General features: G+C 67.8%; 14 protein-coding genes. 12 read left to right on the top strand and 2 right to left on the bottom strand.

Going from position 1 to position 15,328, the window contains the following annotated elements; genetic code table 11:
• Positions 1–51: 51 nt before the first annotated feature.
• The 9 genes from ACM2ZB_RS14975 to ACM2ZB_RS14935 all read left to right on the top strand — a co-directional run bounded on the left by ACM2ZB_RS14975 (position 52) and on the right by ACM2ZB_RS14935 (position 9,490).
• Positions 52–879, top strand: a complete 828-nt coding sequence (locus tag ACM2ZB_RS14975) for a 2-keto-4-pentenoate hydratase (protein ID WP_416056036.1) — start codon at positions 52–54, stop codon at positions 877–879.
• Between the two features lie 39 nt (positions 880–918).
• Complete coding sequence (locus ACM2ZB_RS14970) at positions 919–1,920, top strand: TRAP transporter substrate-binding protein (protein ID WP_416056035.1); 1,002 nt, start codon at positions 919–921, stop codon at positions 1,918–1,920.
• 10 nt (positions 1,921–1,930) lie between these two features.
• Positions 1,931–2,461: a TRAP transporter small permease gene (locus tag ACM2ZB_RS14965; protein ID WP_416056034.1), complete on the top strand. Its 531-nt coding sequence runs from the start codon at positions 1,931–1,933 to the stop codon at positions 2,459–2,461.
• Positions 2,462–2,464: 3 nt separating this feature from the next.
• Complete coding sequence (locus ACM2ZB_RS14960) at positions 2,465–3,748, top strand: TRAP transporter large permease (protein WP_313441365.1); 1,284 nt, start codon at positions 2,465–2,467, stop codon at positions 3,746–3,748.
• Between the two features lie 17 nt (positions 3,749–3,765).
• Positions 3,766–5,361 carry a family 43 glycosylhydrolase gene (locus ACM2ZB_RS14955; RefSeq protein WP_416056033.1) on the top strand — a complete coding sequence of 532 codons (1,596 nt, stop codon included), beginning with the start codon at positions 3,766–3,768 and terminating at the stop codon, positions 5,359–5,361.
• Positions 5,362–5,399: 38 nt separating this feature from the next.
• Entirely contained in the window at positions 5,400–6,458 is a 1,059-nt protein-coding gene (locus tag ACM2ZB_RS14950; protein ID WP_416056032.1) for a LacI family DNA-binding transcriptional regulator, read from the top strand.
• Between the two features lie 155 nt (positions 6,459–6,613).
• Positions 6,614–7,462, top strand: coding sequence for a 5-dehydro-4-deoxy-D-glucuronate isomerase (gene kduI / locus ACM2ZB_RS14945; protein ID WP_079224536.1), 849 nt, complete (start codon positions 6,614–6,616; stop codon positions 7,460–7,462).
• 81 nt (positions 7,463–7,543) lie between these two features.
• On the top strand, positions 7,544–8,299 hold the full coding sequence (gene kduD, locus ACM2ZB_RS14940; RefSeq protein ID WP_416056031.1) for a 2-dehydro-3-deoxy-D-gluconate 5-dehydrogenase KduD: 756 nt from the start codon (positions 7,544–7,546) through the stop codon (positions 8,297–8,299).
• A gap of 93 nt (positions 8,300–8,392) precedes the next feature.
• Positions 8,393–9,490 carry a GDSL-type esterase/lipase family protein gene (locus tag ACM2ZB_RS14935; protein ID WP_416056030.1) on the top strand — a complete coding sequence of 366 codons (1,098 nt, stop codon included), beginning with the start codon at positions 8,393–8,395 and terminating at the stop codon, positions 9,488–9,490.
• Positions 9,491–9,569: 79 nt separating this feature from the next.
• Here the strand turns inward: ACM2ZB_RS14935 and ACM2ZB_RS14930 are convergent, their stop codons facing one another.
• Positions 9,570–10,220, bottom strand: coding sequence for a DUF4375 domain-containing protein (locus tag ACM2ZB_RS14930; RefSeq protein WP_416056029.1), 651 nt, complete (start codon positions 10,218–10,220; stop codon positions 9,570–9,572).
• Positions 10,221–10,355: 135 nt separating this feature from the next.
• Between ACM2ZB_RS14930 and ACM2ZB_RS14925 the strand changes: the two genes are divergently transcribed.
• A complete protein-coding gene (locus ACM2ZB_RS14925) occupies positions 10,356–11,558 on the top strand; it encodes a Fic family protein (RefSeq protein ID WP_416056028.1) in 1,203 nt (400 codons plus the stop codon).
• 88 nt (positions 11,559–11,646) lie between these two features.
• On the opposite strand, the gene phhA is transcribed toward ACM2ZB_RS14925, so the two are convergent.
• A complete protein-coding gene (gene phhA / locus ACM2ZB_RS14920) occupies positions 11,647–12,540 on the bottom strand; it encodes a phenylalanine 4-monooxygenase (protein ID WP_416056027.1) in 894 nt (297 codons plus the stop codon).
• 124 nt (positions 12,541–12,664) lie between these two features.
• On the opposite strand from phhA, the gene ACM2ZB_RS14915 reads away from it, so the two are divergent.
• Both ACM2ZB_RS14915 and ACM2ZB_RS14910 read left to right on the top strand, forming a co-directional pair.
• Positions 12,665–13,147: an Lrp/AsnC family transcriptional regulator gene (locus tag ACM2ZB_RS14915; RefSeq protein ID WP_079224542.1), complete on the top strand. Its 483-nt coding sequence runs from the start codon at positions 12,665–12,667 to the stop codon at positions 13,145–13,147.
• Positions 13,148–13,233: 86 nt separating this feature from the next.
• Positions 13,234–15,234, top strand: coding sequence for a hypothetical protein (locus tag ACM2ZB_RS14910; protein WP_416056026.1), 2,001 nt, complete (start codon positions 13,234–13,236; stop codon positions 15,232–15,234).
• Positions 15,235–15,328 lie beyond the last annotated feature (94 nt).

Genomic DNA, 15,328 nt, shown 5'->3' with positions numbered 1-15,328 from the left:
CCTGCAGACGCTGTCGATGGGCAGTGCAACAACCGCAGAGGGAGACCGTTCTTGAGCAACGAACACGGCACACATGGGCAGACGCCGCCGCCGGACGATGCGGCCGCGATCGCCCACGCCTTCACCGCCGCGCGCCGCGCCGGCCAGTCCCTGCCGGGTTTCCCGGGCAGCATTCCCGAGACTCTGGTGGCTGCCTACCAGGTGCAGGACCTGGCCATTGCCGCCTGGGATGACCAGGTGGTCGGCTGGAAAGTGGGCTACATCGCCGCCGAGCGCCGCGATGGGTCCGGGGACGAACGCCTGCTGGGCCCGGTTTTCTCCCGGCAGCTCAAAAATGCTACCGGTGGAACAACGGATATCCCGGTGTTCGTCGGTGGCTTTGCCGCGGTCGAAGCGGAGTACGTGCTGGAGCTGTTGGAGGACGCTCCGGCCGGACAGCTGCACTGGTCGCCGGAACAGGCCGAAGCCCTGCCCGCGCGCCTGTACATCGGCGTGGAAGTGGCCAGCAGCCCGCTGGCAACGATCAACGAACTGGGCCCGCGCGTGGTGGTGTCCGACTTCGGCAACAACAACGGCCTGGTGCTGGGCCCGGAGATCGTCGACTGGACCGCACGCGATGAAACGGCGCTGCGCGCCGAAACGCTGATCGAAGGCAACGTGGTCGGCACCGGCGGCGCCACGCGCCTGCCCGGTGGCCTGCGCGCGGCCTACGCCTTCGCGCTGTCCCGTTCGGCGCTGCGCGGCCGTCCGCTGCAGCGCGGTGACCTGATCGCCACCGGCAACGCGACTGGCATCCACGACATCCAGGCAGGACAAACGGCGCTGGTGCGCTTCGCCGGCTTCGGCGAGATTGCCTGCAGGGCGGTGCCGGCGGGCTGACCGCCGCCGGTACCGGTGAACACGCGCGGGAGGGCGCAGATGATCACACGACGTAACTTCCTGGCCGGCGGCGCTGCCGCCCTGGCCACCCCGATGCTCGCGGCCTGTGGCCGTGGGCCGGGCAGCGATATGGCCGGCGGCGCGCTGTTGACCGCCACCGACGTGCATGTGGCCGACTACCCCACCGTTACCGCGGTGAAGTGGATCGGCGAAACCCTGCAGCGCGAAACCAACGGCCGCCTGCGCCTGCGCCAGTACCACTCGGGCCAGCTGGGCCGCGAATCCGAAGCGATCGACATGGCGCGCTTCGGTGCCATCGACATCACCCGCGTGTATGCCGGTGCGCTGAACAACGCCTTCCCGCTGACCCAGGCGCTGTGCCTGCCGTATGTCTTCAAGTCGGTCGCACACCAGCGCGCCGCGCTCGATGGCGGCGTGGCCGAGGCGGTGCTGCGCGGCTTCGAGAGCCGCGACCTGGTCGGCCTAGCAATCTACGATTCGGGCGCGCGCTGCTTCTACAACACCAAGCACCCGATCGTGGCGCCCAAGGACCTGCATGGCCTGAAGCTGCGCGTGGCCTCGTCGGACATCTTCATCCAGCTGATGCGCCTGCTGGGGGCCAACCCGACGCCGATGTCGCTGGGCGATACGTTCTCCGGCATGGAAACGCACATGATCGACGGCGCCGAGAACAACATGCGCAGCTTCCATTCCAGCCGCCATTTCGAAGCGGCGCACTACTGGTCGCAGAGCGACCATTCGTACGCGCCGGACGTGCTGCTGATGTCGCGCGCCAGCTTCGAACGGCTCACCCCGGATGACCGCCAGCTGCTGCTGCAGACCGCCCGCGCATCGGTGAATGTCATGCGCGAGCAGTGGGATGCGTCGGAAGACGCCGCACGCCGCGCCGTGCTGGCCTATGGCGTGAAAGCCAACGAGGTCGACATGCCCGCCTTCCGCGCCGCCGCCCAGCCGCTGCTGCAGCAGTACCTGCAGCAGCCGGACATCGCCGCGCTGGTCGACCGCATCCGCGCCGCCTGAGGACACCGCCATGACCGAGACGACGACGCCCGCCACCGGGCCCGGCCAGCGCCTGCTGGACCGCATCGCCGACATCGCCATCTACTGCGCCGTTGCCGCCCTGCTGGGGCTGGTGGTGGTGCAGGGCTGGCAGGTGTTCGCCCGCTACGTGATCAACGATTCGCCCAGCTGGACCGAGCCGGTCACCCTGCTGCTGCTGGCCACGGCCATGAGCCTGGGCGCAGCCTGCGGCGTACACACCAACCGCCACTTCGGCTTCTTCCTGCTGCACGCCCACATGGGCCCCGGCCTGCGCCGCGCGGTGGATGTGCTGGTGCAGCTGGTGGTTGCGGTGCTGGGCGGGTTCATTGCCTTCTGGTCGGCCGACCTGCTGGTCGACGGCCTGGACATCAAGACCGCCGGCGCCCACCTGCCGCAGAGCATCAATTACCTCCCGCTGGCGGTAGGCGGGGCACTGATGCTGCTGTTTGCGCTGAACCGTGCGTGGAAGGCGCTGCAGGCCAGCGACGCCGGTACCGAAGACGCTGAAGGAGATCGTTGATCCATGGGCATCACCATCCTGTTCTCCGTATTCGCCGTGCTGCTGCTGCTGGGCGTGCCGGTGGCCTACGCGCTGGCCGCTGCAGCACTGGCGACCCTGCTCTACCTGGATATTCCCAGCATCGTGCTGGTGCAGCAGATCTCTGCAGGCACCGGCTCGGCTTCGCTGATCGCGATCCCGCTGTTCATCTTCGCCGGTGAAATCATGATGCGCGGCGGCATCTCCGAACGGCTGATCGCGCTGGCCTCGTCGCTGGTCGGACGCCTGCGCGGTGGCCTGGGCCAGGTCTCGATCCTGTCCTCGCTGTTCTTCGGCGGCGTGTCCGGTTCGGCAATCGCCGATGTCTCGGCGGTGGGCGGCACCATGATTCCGCAGATGGTCAAGCGCGGCTACGACCGCGACTTCGCGGTCAACGTCAGCATCACCGCCGCGCTGGTCGCGCTGCTGGTGCCGCCGTCGCACAACCTGATCCTGTTCTCGGCCGCTGCCGGGGGTGGCCTGTCCATCGCCGACCTGTTCGCCGCAGGCATCGTGCCGGCGCTGCTGATGACCCTGGCCCTGATGGTCACCGGCTACGCGGTGGCACGGCGCCGCGGCTACGGCGTGGAAGTGTTCCCCGGCTGGCGTGCGGTGGCCCTGCGCATCGTCTCCGCCCTGCCCGGCCTGGGCCTGGTCGCACTGATCTTCATCGGCATCCGTGCCGGCATCTTCACCGCGGTGGAAAGCGCAGCCATCGCCGTGGTCTACGCCCTGCTGGTGACCACCGTGCTGTACCGCCAGCTGCGCTGGCGCGAATTCTTCGAGACGGTCATCCATGCCGCGCGCAGCACCGGCGTGATCCTGTTCGTGATCGCCACCGCTGCGGTATTCGGCTGGCTGCTGGCCTACCTGCAGGTGCCGACCGCTGCGGTGGACTTCCTGCAGTCGTTCGCGCACAGCCAGTTCATGGTGCTGCTGATGATCGTGGTGATGCTGCTGTTGCTGGGCACCTTCATGGACCTGGCACCGATGATCCTGATCTGCACGCCGATCTTCCTGCCGGTGGCCCGCGCCTACGGCATCGACCCGATCCACTTCGGCCTGGTGCTGGTGCTGACCGGTGGCCTGGGCCTGGTCACCCCGCCAGTGGGCTCGGTGCTGTTCATCGGTACGTCCATCGGCAAGATCACCGTGGGCCAGAGCATGCGCACCATCTGGCCGTTCTGGTTCGCCGCGCTGGGCGTGCTGCTGGTGGTCACCTTCTTCCCCGCCCTGTCGCTGTGGCTGCCGGCCGCGCTGCGCGGCTGAACCGGGAGAAGACCGCCATGCTGCCTGCCCTGCGCATCGCCACCGCCCTGCTCGCCCTGCTGCTGCCGGCATGCCCGGCGGCAGCCGCCGACAACACACCCGCACCCGCAGCGACGGCGTGGGTGCGTGGTCTGGAACACCAGCGCCAGGCCGACCTGGGCGATGGTACTTTCCTCAACCCGGTGCTGGCCGGCGACCGCCCCGACCCGTCGGTGCTCAAGGACGGCGACGACTACTACCTCACCCTGTCCTCGTTCGATGCCTACCCGGGCCTGCCGATCTGGCACTCGCGCGACCTGGTCAACTGGCAGCCGCTGGGCCAGGCGATCACCACCAACGTGGGCGCGATCTGGGCACCGGACATCGTCAAGCACCAGGGCCGCTACTTCATCTACTTCCCGGCCCGTACCGGCGAACGGCGCAGCAACTTCGTGGTCTGGGCCGACCACATCAAGGGCCCGTGGAGCGCGCCGATCGACATCGGCCTGGGGGGCTATATCGACCCCGGCCATGCGCTGGGTGAAGACGGCAAGCGCTATCTGTTCCTGAGCGGTGGCGACTACGTGCAGCTGGCCGACGATGGCCTGAGCGTGGTCGGCACGCCGAAGCACGTCTACGACGGCTGGCGTTACCCGGAAAGCTGGGATGTGGAGGCCTACGCGCAGGAAGGCCCGAAGATCCACTTCCGCGATGGCTGGTACTACATGACCACGGCAGTGGGCGGCACCGCCGGCCCGCCCACCGGGCACATGGTGATCACCGCGCGCTCGCGCTCGATCCATGGGCCGTGGGTGAATGCGCCCAACAACCCGATCATGCGCACCCAGTCGGCCGCCGAACCCTGGTGGTCACGCGGCCATGCCACGGTGATCGAAGGCACCGACGGCCGCTGGTGGATGATGTACCACGGCTACGAGAACGGGTACTGGACGCTGGGCCGGCAGGCCCTGCTGGAGCCGATCGAGTGGACCGCCGATGGCTGGTTCGTGGCCAAGGGCGGCGACCTTGGCCAGCCGCTGCGCAAGCCGGCCGGTGAATCGGTGGGCGCGCATGGCATGGCCCTGTCCGACGACTTCCGTGGCAAGGCGCTCGGCCCGCAGTGGTCGTTCTTCAACCCGGCCCAGGACGAATACCGGCGGCTGGGCTTCAGCGGCCAAGGGCTGGTGCTGCAGGGCAAGGGCGAGACCCCGCGCGACAGCTCGCCGCTGACCGCCATCGCCGGCGACAAGGCCTACCAGTTCGAGGTGGAGATGGACATCGCCCCGGGCGCGGTGGGCGGCGCCCTGCTGTTCTACAGCGACCGCCTGTACGTGGGCGTGGGCAGCAACGGCGAGAAGTTCATCATGCACCGCTACGGTGAAGAACGCCCCACCCGCTTGGCGGCCAGCCCGAAGGGCGGCAAGCTGTGGCTGCGGGTGACCAACAACCGCCACATCGTGACCGTCCACTCCAGCACCGATGGCCAGCGCTGGCAGAAGTATCCGGTTCAGATGGAAGTGTCCGGTTACCATCACAATGTGGCTGGCAAGTTCCTGGCATTGAAGCCGGCGCTGTATGCGGCCGGCGACGGTGCGGTAACCTTCCGCAGCTTCCGCTATCGCGCGCTGGATTGAGCGCGCGCTGGAATCCCCAGACTTATCGGGTCCACTACATGTCAGTGCGCAACAAGAACGATGCCGCCACGCCGGCATTGGCGAAGGGCAAGGCCGCCACGATCAACGACATCGCGCGACTGTCGGGTGTTTCCAAGAAAACGGTTTCAAGAATCATCAACAACTCGCCCCTGGTGCGCAAGGACACGCGTGACAAGGTCGAGGCGCTGATGCGCGAGGTCGGTTACACGCCCGATCCGCTGGCCCGTGGCCTGGCCTTCCGCCGCTCCTTCCTGATCGGCATGGTCTACGACAATCCCACCGCGCAGTACATCGTGGACATGCAGTACGGCGCGCTGGACGCGCTGCGCGGCTCCAGCTTTGAACTGGTGGTGCACCCCTGCGACAGCCGCAGCCCCGGTTACATCGACGGCGTGCGCCGCTTCGTGCAGCAGCAGAAGCTGCACGGGGTGATCCTGGTGCCGCGTGCCTCCGAAGACCAGGCACTGGCCGACATGCTGGACGAGATCGGCTGCCGCTTCACCCGCGTGGCCGCGCTGCCGCTGGATGAAACCTCGCAGATGGTGGTCACCCACGACCGCGACGGTGCGGCCGAAGCAGCCGATTACCTGCTTTCGCTGGGCCACCGCGATATCGCCCTGGTGACCGGCCCCAGCGCCTACCGGTCCGCCCACGAGCGCACCGCCGGCTTCATCGACGCGCTGTCCCAGCGCGGCATCGAGCTGCCCAAGGACCGCATCATCGAGGCCGGTTACACCTTCGAATCGGGTGTGGCGGCCGCCGAGAAGCTGCTGCTGGGCAAGCGCCGGCCGACCGCCATCTTCACCGGCAACGACGAAATGGCCGCCGGCATCTACAAGGTGGCGCTGCGTGCGGGCATCAACATCCCGCGCCAGCTGTCCATCGTCGGCTACGACGACAGCCCGCTGGCCTCGCGCCTGTGGCCGTCGCTGACCTCGGTGCGCCGCCATACCCGCGACACCGGCCGCACCGCCGCCGCCATGCTGATCCAGCCCGACAGCCAAGCCGCACTGCAGATCGCCAGCGTGCGACCGCACCTGATCGTGCGCGACTCCTGCCAGCCGCCCGAGGATTGAGGCCGCAGGCCTCGATCCGGTAGGTCACCACCGTTGGTGGTGACGCTTCAACCCTATCGTGCGGCGCAAAATGACACCGGTTACCAGTGTCGTTAGAATCCCCCTGAACCGTGCCGGGGCCGAACCTTCGGCCCGCCCCCTGCTCTGGAGAAGCCATGTACTGCAAGACCCACTACGCCACCCATCCCGATGCCATCAAGGGCGCCAGCAACGACCAGCTGCGCGAGCTGTACCTGCTGGACGGCCTGTTCAACGCCGGCCAGGTGACCCTGAAGTACACCCACTACGAGCGCTTCGTGCTGGGCGGCGCGGCCCCGGTCGATGCCCCGCTGGCGCTGCCGGCGCAGACCGAACCGGCCTCGGCCGCTGGCCACCCGTTCCTGGAGCGTCGCGAGCTGGGCGTGATCAACGTCGGCAGCGGCACCGGCACGGTCACCGTGGATGGCACGGTCTACACGCTGGGCCCGAAGGACGGCCTGTATGTGGCCATGGGCAGCAAGGATGTCGTGTTCGCCTCGCAGGATGCCGCCAACCCGGCCCAGTTCTACCTGGCTTCGACCCCGGCCCATGCCCGCTTCGAGACCAAGCAGCTGTCCATCAAGGATGCGGTTGCACTGGACCGCGGCGCGCTGGAAACCAGCAACGAACGCACCATCTACCAGTACATCGTGCCCGCCACCTGCCAGTCCTCGCAGCTGCTGCTGGGCCTGACCGTGCTCAAGCCGGGCAGCGTGTGGAACACCATGCCGCCGCACCTGCACGACCGCCGCAGCGAGGTGTATTTCTACTTCGACCTGGGCGACAACGACCGCGTCTACCACTTCATGGGCGAGCCGGACGCGCAGCGCCATATCGTCATGCAGAACAACGAAGCGGTGGTGTCGCCGCCGTGGTCGATCCACATGGGCGCCGGTACCAGCAACTACGCCTTCATCTGGGCGATGGGCGGCGAGAACCTGGATTACACCGACATGCACGTGCTGGACATCTGCCAGCTCAAGTAAGCCCTGCCCGGCCACCGCGCACGCCGTGCCGGTGGCCGCTGTCGCGCACCCCGCTCGCCTCTACCAAGGAACGCATACGCAATGGCTAATCCCTTCAGCCTGGAAGGCAAGGTCGCTCTGGTAACCGGTGGCAATACCGGCCTGGGCCAGGGCATCGCCGTGGCACTGGCTGCCGCTGGCGCCGATGTCGCCGTGGCCGGCATCGCCCCGCCCACCGAAACCATCGAAAAGATCACCGCGCTTGGCCGCCGCTGCCTGGCCATCGAAGCCAACCTGATCAGCATCGAACCGGTGGCGCGCGTGGTGCGCGAAACCATCGAAGGCCTGGGTGGGCTGGACATCCTGGTCAACAACGCCGGCCTGATCCGTCGCGCCGATGCGGTGGATTTCAGCGAGCAGGACTGGGATGACGTGATGAACGTCAACATCAAGTCTGCGTTCTTCATCTCGCAGGCTGCCGGGCGCCATTTCATCGAACAGGGCCATGGCAAGATCATCAACATCGCTTCGATGCTGTCCTTCCAGGGCGGCGTACGGGTGCCGTCCTACACTGCCAGCAAGAGCGGCATTGCCGGCATCACCCGTCTGCTGGCCAACGAATGGGCGGGCAAGGGCGTGAACATCAACGCCATTGCGCCCGGCTACATGGCCACCGACAACACGGCCGCCCTGCGTGCCGATGCGGACCGCAACAAGGCGATCCTCGAGCGCATCCCGGCAGGCCGCTGGGGCAATCCGGACGATCTGGCTGGTGCGGCCGTGTTCCTGGCCTCGTCGGCGTCGGATTACATCAACGGTGCGGTGCTGCCGGTCGATGGTGGCTGGCTGGCGCGCTGACGCACACCGGTCTGTAGAGCTGAGCCCGTGCTCGGCTGTCGCGCTCTGATCGAAAAACAGCCGAGCATGGCTCGGCTCTGCAGGAGTGCCGCGATGCGAAGGCTGTGGCTGCTGTTGCTGCTCTCGTGCACCACCGCGCAGGCGGCGCCGGTGCGGGTGTTCATCGCGGGCGATTCCACCGCCGCCGAATACGGGCCGGAACGCGCGCCGCAGGCGGGCTGGGGCCAGGCGCTGCAGAGCTACCTGGACCCGGCACGTCTCGAAGTGCACAACCACGCCAAGGGCGGGCGCAGCACGCGCAGCTTCATCGACGAAGGGCGGCTGGATGCGATCGCCGGGGAGCTGCATGGCGGCGATGTGCTGCTGATCCAGTTCGGCCACAACGATGCGAAGTTCGAAGACCGCACGCGTTACACCGATCCGGATACTGACTACCCGCGGCTGCTGATGCGCTTTGTGCAGGTGGCACGTGACAAGGGCGCCACGCCGGTGCTGGTCACGCCGGTGGCGCGGCTGCTGTACGACTTCGGTTCACTGCTGGACACGCATGCGCGCTACACGCTGGCGATGCAGCAGCTGGCCGCGCGCGAGCACGTCGCGCTGATCGATCTGAACGACCGCAGCACGCGCTGGATCCGCGCATTGGGCGAGCAGGGCGCACGCCCGTACTTCCTGTTCGTACCCGAACAGAACAAGGCTGACGGCACCCATTTCAGCGTGGCCGGTGCCAATGCGGTGGCCTGCCTGGTGCTGCGGGAGGCGGTGCCGCTGCTGCCCGCGCTGCAACCCGCGCTGTTGCGTGACATCGACTGCGACGTGATGGGCGCAGGGCAGGGCGCCGCTGCGCAGCGGCCCTCGCAGGTGCTGCACGAAGATGCGGTTGCGCGCACGCAGCCCGGCCCGCATGGCGGTGCCGGGCCGACCACCGCGTATCCCTTTTTCGCCGACGCGCAGGATCTGCCGTTCGTGCTGCGCAAGCGCGTGCTGCACAGGGGCGCGGGCATCGGCCTGCATCCGCAGCACAAGGATGAGATCTATTACATCGTGAGCGGGCAGGGTAGCTATGTGCTGGATGGCAAGCAGTACGACGTGCGTGCCGGCCACGCGCTGCTGACCCGCACCGGCAGCACGCATGCGCTGCAGCAGGTGGGTGAGGAGGATCTGGTGGTGTTGCTGGCGTACCCGCGGTGATCGAAACGCAGCCGAGCATGGGCTCGGCTCTACACGGGCCGCGGTGAGCTGTAGAGCCGAGCCTACGCTCGGCTTGGCCCTACAACGGCTCCGGGCCGAAGTGCATCAGGCCCGGCCGGGCCAGCCGTTCCGTGCAGGCGTAGTAGGCGTCGTCCAGATCATCCAGGGCCTGCAGTTCCTGCTCGGTCATCGCGTCGAACACATCAGGCAGCGTTGCAAGGGCAGGATCGTCTTCCAGCCGGTCCAGCAGCCCGCGCATGCCGGTCAGGATCGCGTGGGTCTGCACCGCGCCCATCGCCTGCAGTGCGCGCAGCGCCAGCTGGCAGGTCGGGTCGCCCCAGTTGCACAGGAACTGCATGAAGCCGCCGTTGTTGATGTCCGCTTCCATGCGCCACAGCGCCACCAGCTGCTGGTCTTCGTCGGAGAGCGCGTCCAGGGCCCATCCAGCGTCCTTCAACCGTGCCATCGCGGCTTCGTAGCGGTCATCCCACACCTGGTTGGGGATATCGACCACGCCCTCCTCGCGCGGCGGCAGAAGGGCGGGCCAGTTCACGCCCAGGCCATCGGCGGTGGCCACCCAGTGCGCGCGCTGTTCGGCCGTGGCTTCGAACAGCGCGGGCGCCCAGCGCAGCGGCTGGCGGGTGTGGCGGCCATCGGCCAGGGTCAGCAGGATGAAGTCGTCGTTGAAGGCGACGTCGGTTACGCGCAGGGCGGCAAATTCTTCAGTCATGCCGTGGAGGATAGCGGCGCCGTGGGCGTACCCGGAAACTTCAAAACACCCCAACACTTTTGAAGTTTAGTTGCATAAGCTTCAAAAGCGTGGGAGGCTTTTGAAGGATAGGGGTGATTCCAGCGGAGATTTCCGATGCGTCGCGCAGACATTGCAGGGTCCTTGCAGGCTTACCTCGTTCCGGTGGAGGGGCGGCCCAATCTGCTGGCCATGACGCCTCCTCCGACGCCTCGCCGGTTGCCTGAAGGGCATGCGGGCTCGCGGCAGCGCCTCATCGCTGCAAATGCATCGCTGGACCGTCTGGATCAGGCGATGCGGCAATGGCCAGCCCCTGACATGGTGACCCGGACGCTCGCGCGACGCGAAGCCGTCCAGAGCTCCCAGATCGAGGGGACCCAGACCAACCTGGACGAGCTGCTGGTGTTTGAGGCCACGCTCGGCCTGGATGGTCTGCCAGCCGATGTCGTGGTGACCGAGCGCTACGTGCAGGCACTGCAACGGGGCCTTGATGCCGTGCGTGCCAGCGGTCGAGAGGCGCTCGATCTCGCCCTGGTGAATCAGCTCCACGCGGTGTTGATGCAGGACGCCCCGGACGATTTTCCCAAGGGACGGTACCGCCAGGAGCAGGCCATCATCGGTCCGCTGGGAGGACGACCCGAGGATGCCCGCTTCGTTCCTTCGCCGCCCGACCGCATCGACGCAGCGATGCGTGAACTTGAGCGCGCCATGTTGAAGTACGAGCCCGCCGAGGAAGAGCAGTTCGAACTCAACATCATCGCCCAGCTCGCGATCGCCCACGCCCAGTTTGAAACCATCCATCCCTACAAGGACGGCAATGGGCGCACGGGAAGGCTGCTGCTGCCGTTGATCCTCGCCGCAGAACAGCACCCGCCGCTCTATCTGTCAGGCGCCTTGCTGCGCAACAAAAGCGCCTACTACGACGCGCTCAATCAGGTCCAGCTTCGCGGTGAGTGGGGGCCATGGATGGATATGCTGTGCCAGGCCGTGGTGGAGTCTGCGCACGATGCGATTTCCATCGCAGATGACATGTCACGGCTCACTGCAGCGTGGGAGATTGAACTCCAAGGCTATCGTCGCGACTCGGTGGCGCGCAGGCTTCCGCCCCTGCTGATCGGCCACCCGGTGGTGACCGCAGGCCAGGTGGCTGCGCTGCTTGAGGTGTCTGACCGATCAGCCCTGACGGGCATCTATGCGCTTGAGGCAGAGGGAATCCTCGTCCCGGGCAATGATCGTCGCTGGGGGCGCACCTATCACGCGCATGCGGTCCTGCAGCGGCTCAATCAACTGCCCACTCCCCGTCACGACCGACCGCGCTGACCCGCAGGCTTCGGGGTCAGAGCCCTTTCGTGCGAAAGGGATCTGACCCCAATGGCTGATCTGTGCAGCCGAGCATGGCTCGGCACTACTAGACGTCGCCGCCGTCCGCCCAACCCTCACCCGTACCAGTCTGGAACACGCGGTCGTCGGCCTGCACGTCACCGGCGGGCAGGTGCGCCTGGTCGGCCAATGCGGCGTAGATCGGGGTGAAGTCCGGCGAGGTCGCCTGCATCAGCTGCTCGAAGCTGTCGATGACGAAGTAGGTCTTCTGGAAGGTGTCGATGCGGTACTTCGTACGCATGATCCGCTGCAGGTCGAAGCCGATGCGGTTGGGCGCGGCCGATTCCAGCGAGTACAGCGATTCGCCCTTGGACGACACGATGCCGGCGCCGTAGATGCGCAGGCCGTCGGGCGTGTCGATCAGGCCGAATTCCACCGTGTACCAGTACAGGCGGGTCAGGTTCTGCAGCGCATCCGGGCCGATCGCGTGGGCTTTGACGCCGCCGCGGCCGTAGGCCTCCATGTAGTCGGCGAACACCGGGTTCATCAGCAGCGGCACGTGGCCGAACAGGTCGTGGAACAGGTCCGGCTCGGCGATGTAGTCGATCTGGTCCGGGCGCCGGATCCACCAGGTCACCGGGAAGCGGCGGTTGGCCAGGTGGTCGAAGAAATCCAGTTCCGGCAGCAGGCCTTCCACGCCCACCAGGGTCCAGCCGGTGGCCGCGCCCAGCACTTCGTTCAGCTGGTCGAAGCGCGGGATCATGTGCGCGTTCATGCCCATTTCGTCCTGCGCATCCAGAAATTCCTGGCAGGCGCGGCCGACCAGCAGCTCGCGCTGGCGCTGGTACAGCGTGCTCCAGGTGGCGTGGTCGTCGGCGGTATAGGTCTCCCACGGCTGCTCGACGAGCGCGGTGGTGTACACCGGCACGTAGCCCTTGTCGGTCTGCTGGTGTTCGACGCGGCGGGGCTGGGCGAGGTCCATGGGGCACTCCTTGAAGGGATAGGACGATGCTAGGGCAGGGGGCGCGCAACAGGGTTGCAAAAGTTGCGTGGAATGGGCGTCGTGGCGCAATATCCTTGCGTACTCACCGTGTTGCGGGGCAGCAATGGCCGGAGAAGTCCAGTTCGATCGCACGGATATACGCCTGCTGGCCGAGATCCAGCGTGATGGTCGCGCCACCAATGCCGAGCTGGCAACGCGGGTGAACCTGTCGCCGTCGGCCTGCCTGCGCCGGCTGCAGCGGCTGGAAAGCGAGGGCGTGATCGTTGGCTACGGCGCGCGCCTGGAACCGCGCCAGCTGCGCCTGGGCCTGCAGGCCTTCGTCCGTGTGCAGCTGGAAAAGCATGACCAGGCCGCCATCGGCCACTTCGTGGACAGCGTGCAGGGCTGGGATGAAGTGGTGGCCTGCCACGCCCTGACCGGCGACATGGACTACCTGCTGCACGTCTACGTGCGCGACCTGGAGCACTTCTCGCGCTTCCTGCTGGACAGGCTGCTCAATGCCGGCGGCGTGGCCGACGCCAATTCCAGCTTCGTGCTGCGCACGGTGAAGGGCTTCCAGGCGCTGCCGCTGTCGCAGCTGGAATGAACGGCCGCTGCGATTTGACGGCGCCGGGCGGGTAGCCGAGCATCACCGCCCTGCGCGCGGCGCAGCGTTCCTTTCCGGTTCCAGGCATGTCCGAATTCCAGCACCCGGTGCTTTCCACCACCTTCCTGCCGCTGCAGCGCAAGTCGCTGGCGCGCTACATCGCCCACGGCACGCCGCCGCAGACCGCGCTGGAACAGGCCGGGTTGATGGCCGCCCAGCTGTGCCGGGCGAGGCTGCACACGCCGGCCGAGATCGAGCGGCTGCTGCACGAGGCCTGCGCGCTGTTCGCCAGCAACGACGGCGCGGCCGCGCAGCTTGCCGGGCCCGGCGGTGGGGCGCAGCCGGAGCTGGATGCCTGGCTGGCCGCGCTGGCCGCCCACGGCGTGCTGCTGGCGCCCACGGAGATCCTGCAGGACTTCATCGTGCAATCGCCGCAGGCCTATCCCGGCCTGGCCCTGCAGCAGGCCTGCCAGGAAACCCTGGCCGAGCACGAGATCCGCTTTCCCGCCGCGTTCGCCAGCGACGATGAGGACGACGACCAGAACGAGGCCGTTGCCAGCGACGCGCGGGCGGTCGAACACCATGGCCTGTACACCTCCGAACAGGCCCGCGTGCTGCGCGCCATCGCCGCCAACCCGGATGAGCTGATCGACCTGGATGCCTATGCGGGCACCGGCAAGGGCCATCTGGTGCTGGCGCTGATGGACGCACGGCCGGGCCGCTACACCTACATAGCGCCCTCGCGCGGCCAGGTGGAGGCCTTCCGCGCCCGCGTACCGGCCAGCACCGCGGTACGCCTGCTGACCCAGATCGAATTCGCCAACCGCGTGGCCCAGCACGCCGCACGCAGTGGACAGACCGGCGGCTTCGTCGCCAGCTACCGGCGCAGCACGCGTACCCCGCGCGAGATTGCCGGCCGCATCGGTCTGCAGGGCATCGGCGGGCGCAGCCCGGAACAGGTGCTGCTGACCGCGTTCGAGGCCATCAACCGCTGGTGCGCGTCGTCGGCGCCGCGCATGGCGTTCCAGCATTTCGACCGTTCGGTGCCGGCGGCGATGCTGGATGTCGGCCCCTACCTGGCCGCCGCCGAGCACGTCTGGCGCAGCATGTTCGACGCGGAACTGCAGCGCGGTGCGCTGCTGAGCCTGAGCCCGGCGCACATCGGCAAATGGCTGGCGCTGCGCGGGGTTGCTCCGCCGCAGGACATGGGCATGCTGCTGGTGGACGAGGCGCACGATCTGAGTGCGTCGTGGAAGCAGGTGCTGTCCACGCATGCGCCGGGCGTGGTCAGCCTGGGCGACCCGCACCAGTGCCTGACCGGCACGGTGCCGCGCTGGGCCGCATCGAAGGTGCTGGAAATGCACCAGTCGGTGCGCCAGGGCAACCAGGTCGATGGCCTGGTCAACCAGACGCTGGCGCTGGACGGCCTGGGCCAGGACAGCGGCCCCTTCGTTGGCGCCGCAGACCGTGCCACCGCCGTGCTGCACTACCGCGACTGGTCGCAGGTGCCGGCCGAGGGCCTGCGCATCCACGGCAACACGGCCGATCTCGCCCTGGACGTCGCCCGGCTGCAGGCGCACGGGTTGCGGCCCTATCTGCACCCGGCGTCGCTGCGCGCGCTGCGCAGTGCGCTGCAGCGCCCGCTGGATGCCTGGCGGCGGCACCGCGACGGCGCGTCGAACCCGGAATGGGAGCGCTCGTTGGCCGCGCAGGCCGGCGAAGGGCAGGGTGCGCTGCTGGAACTGTTCGCCTCCGCCGACCGCGTGCAGTCACTGCTGCAGGCGCTGGACGACCAGGACACGCCTGCGGAGGCGCGGGTGGTGCTGTGCCTGGCCGAACACGCGAAGAACCTGCAGTTCGACGTGGTTGCACTGTCGCCCAGCTGCTTCAGTGCAGGGCAGGGCAGTCGTATCTGGCACAACCCGGTGCGCGCGGCCTATCTGGCCATGACCCGCGCGCGGCGCCAGCTGCATGTGCCTGCCGATGGCATGGAACACCTGCAGCACACGGCCGCACTGCAGGAACAGGCGCGGCAGGCACGCAGGCGCGAGCGGCAGCACGCCAGCGGCTATCGGCCACACCGCTGACCCCGGCCCGCAGGTGCCGCGGTTCGCGCTGTGACCGGGGCCGCACAAGCGGGCAGTGACCAGGACGTGCCCTTGGCGCGCGACGTATGCTTGC

It is taken from the genome of Stenotrophomonas maltophilia (assembly GCF_047782825.1).
Classification (GTDB): Bacteria; Pseudomonadota; Gammaproteobacteria; order Xanthomonadales; family Xanthomonadaceae; genus Stenotrophomonas.
Note: the sequence above shows the minus strand (reverse complement) of the source record. Positions and strands in the feature narration are given on the sequence as shown.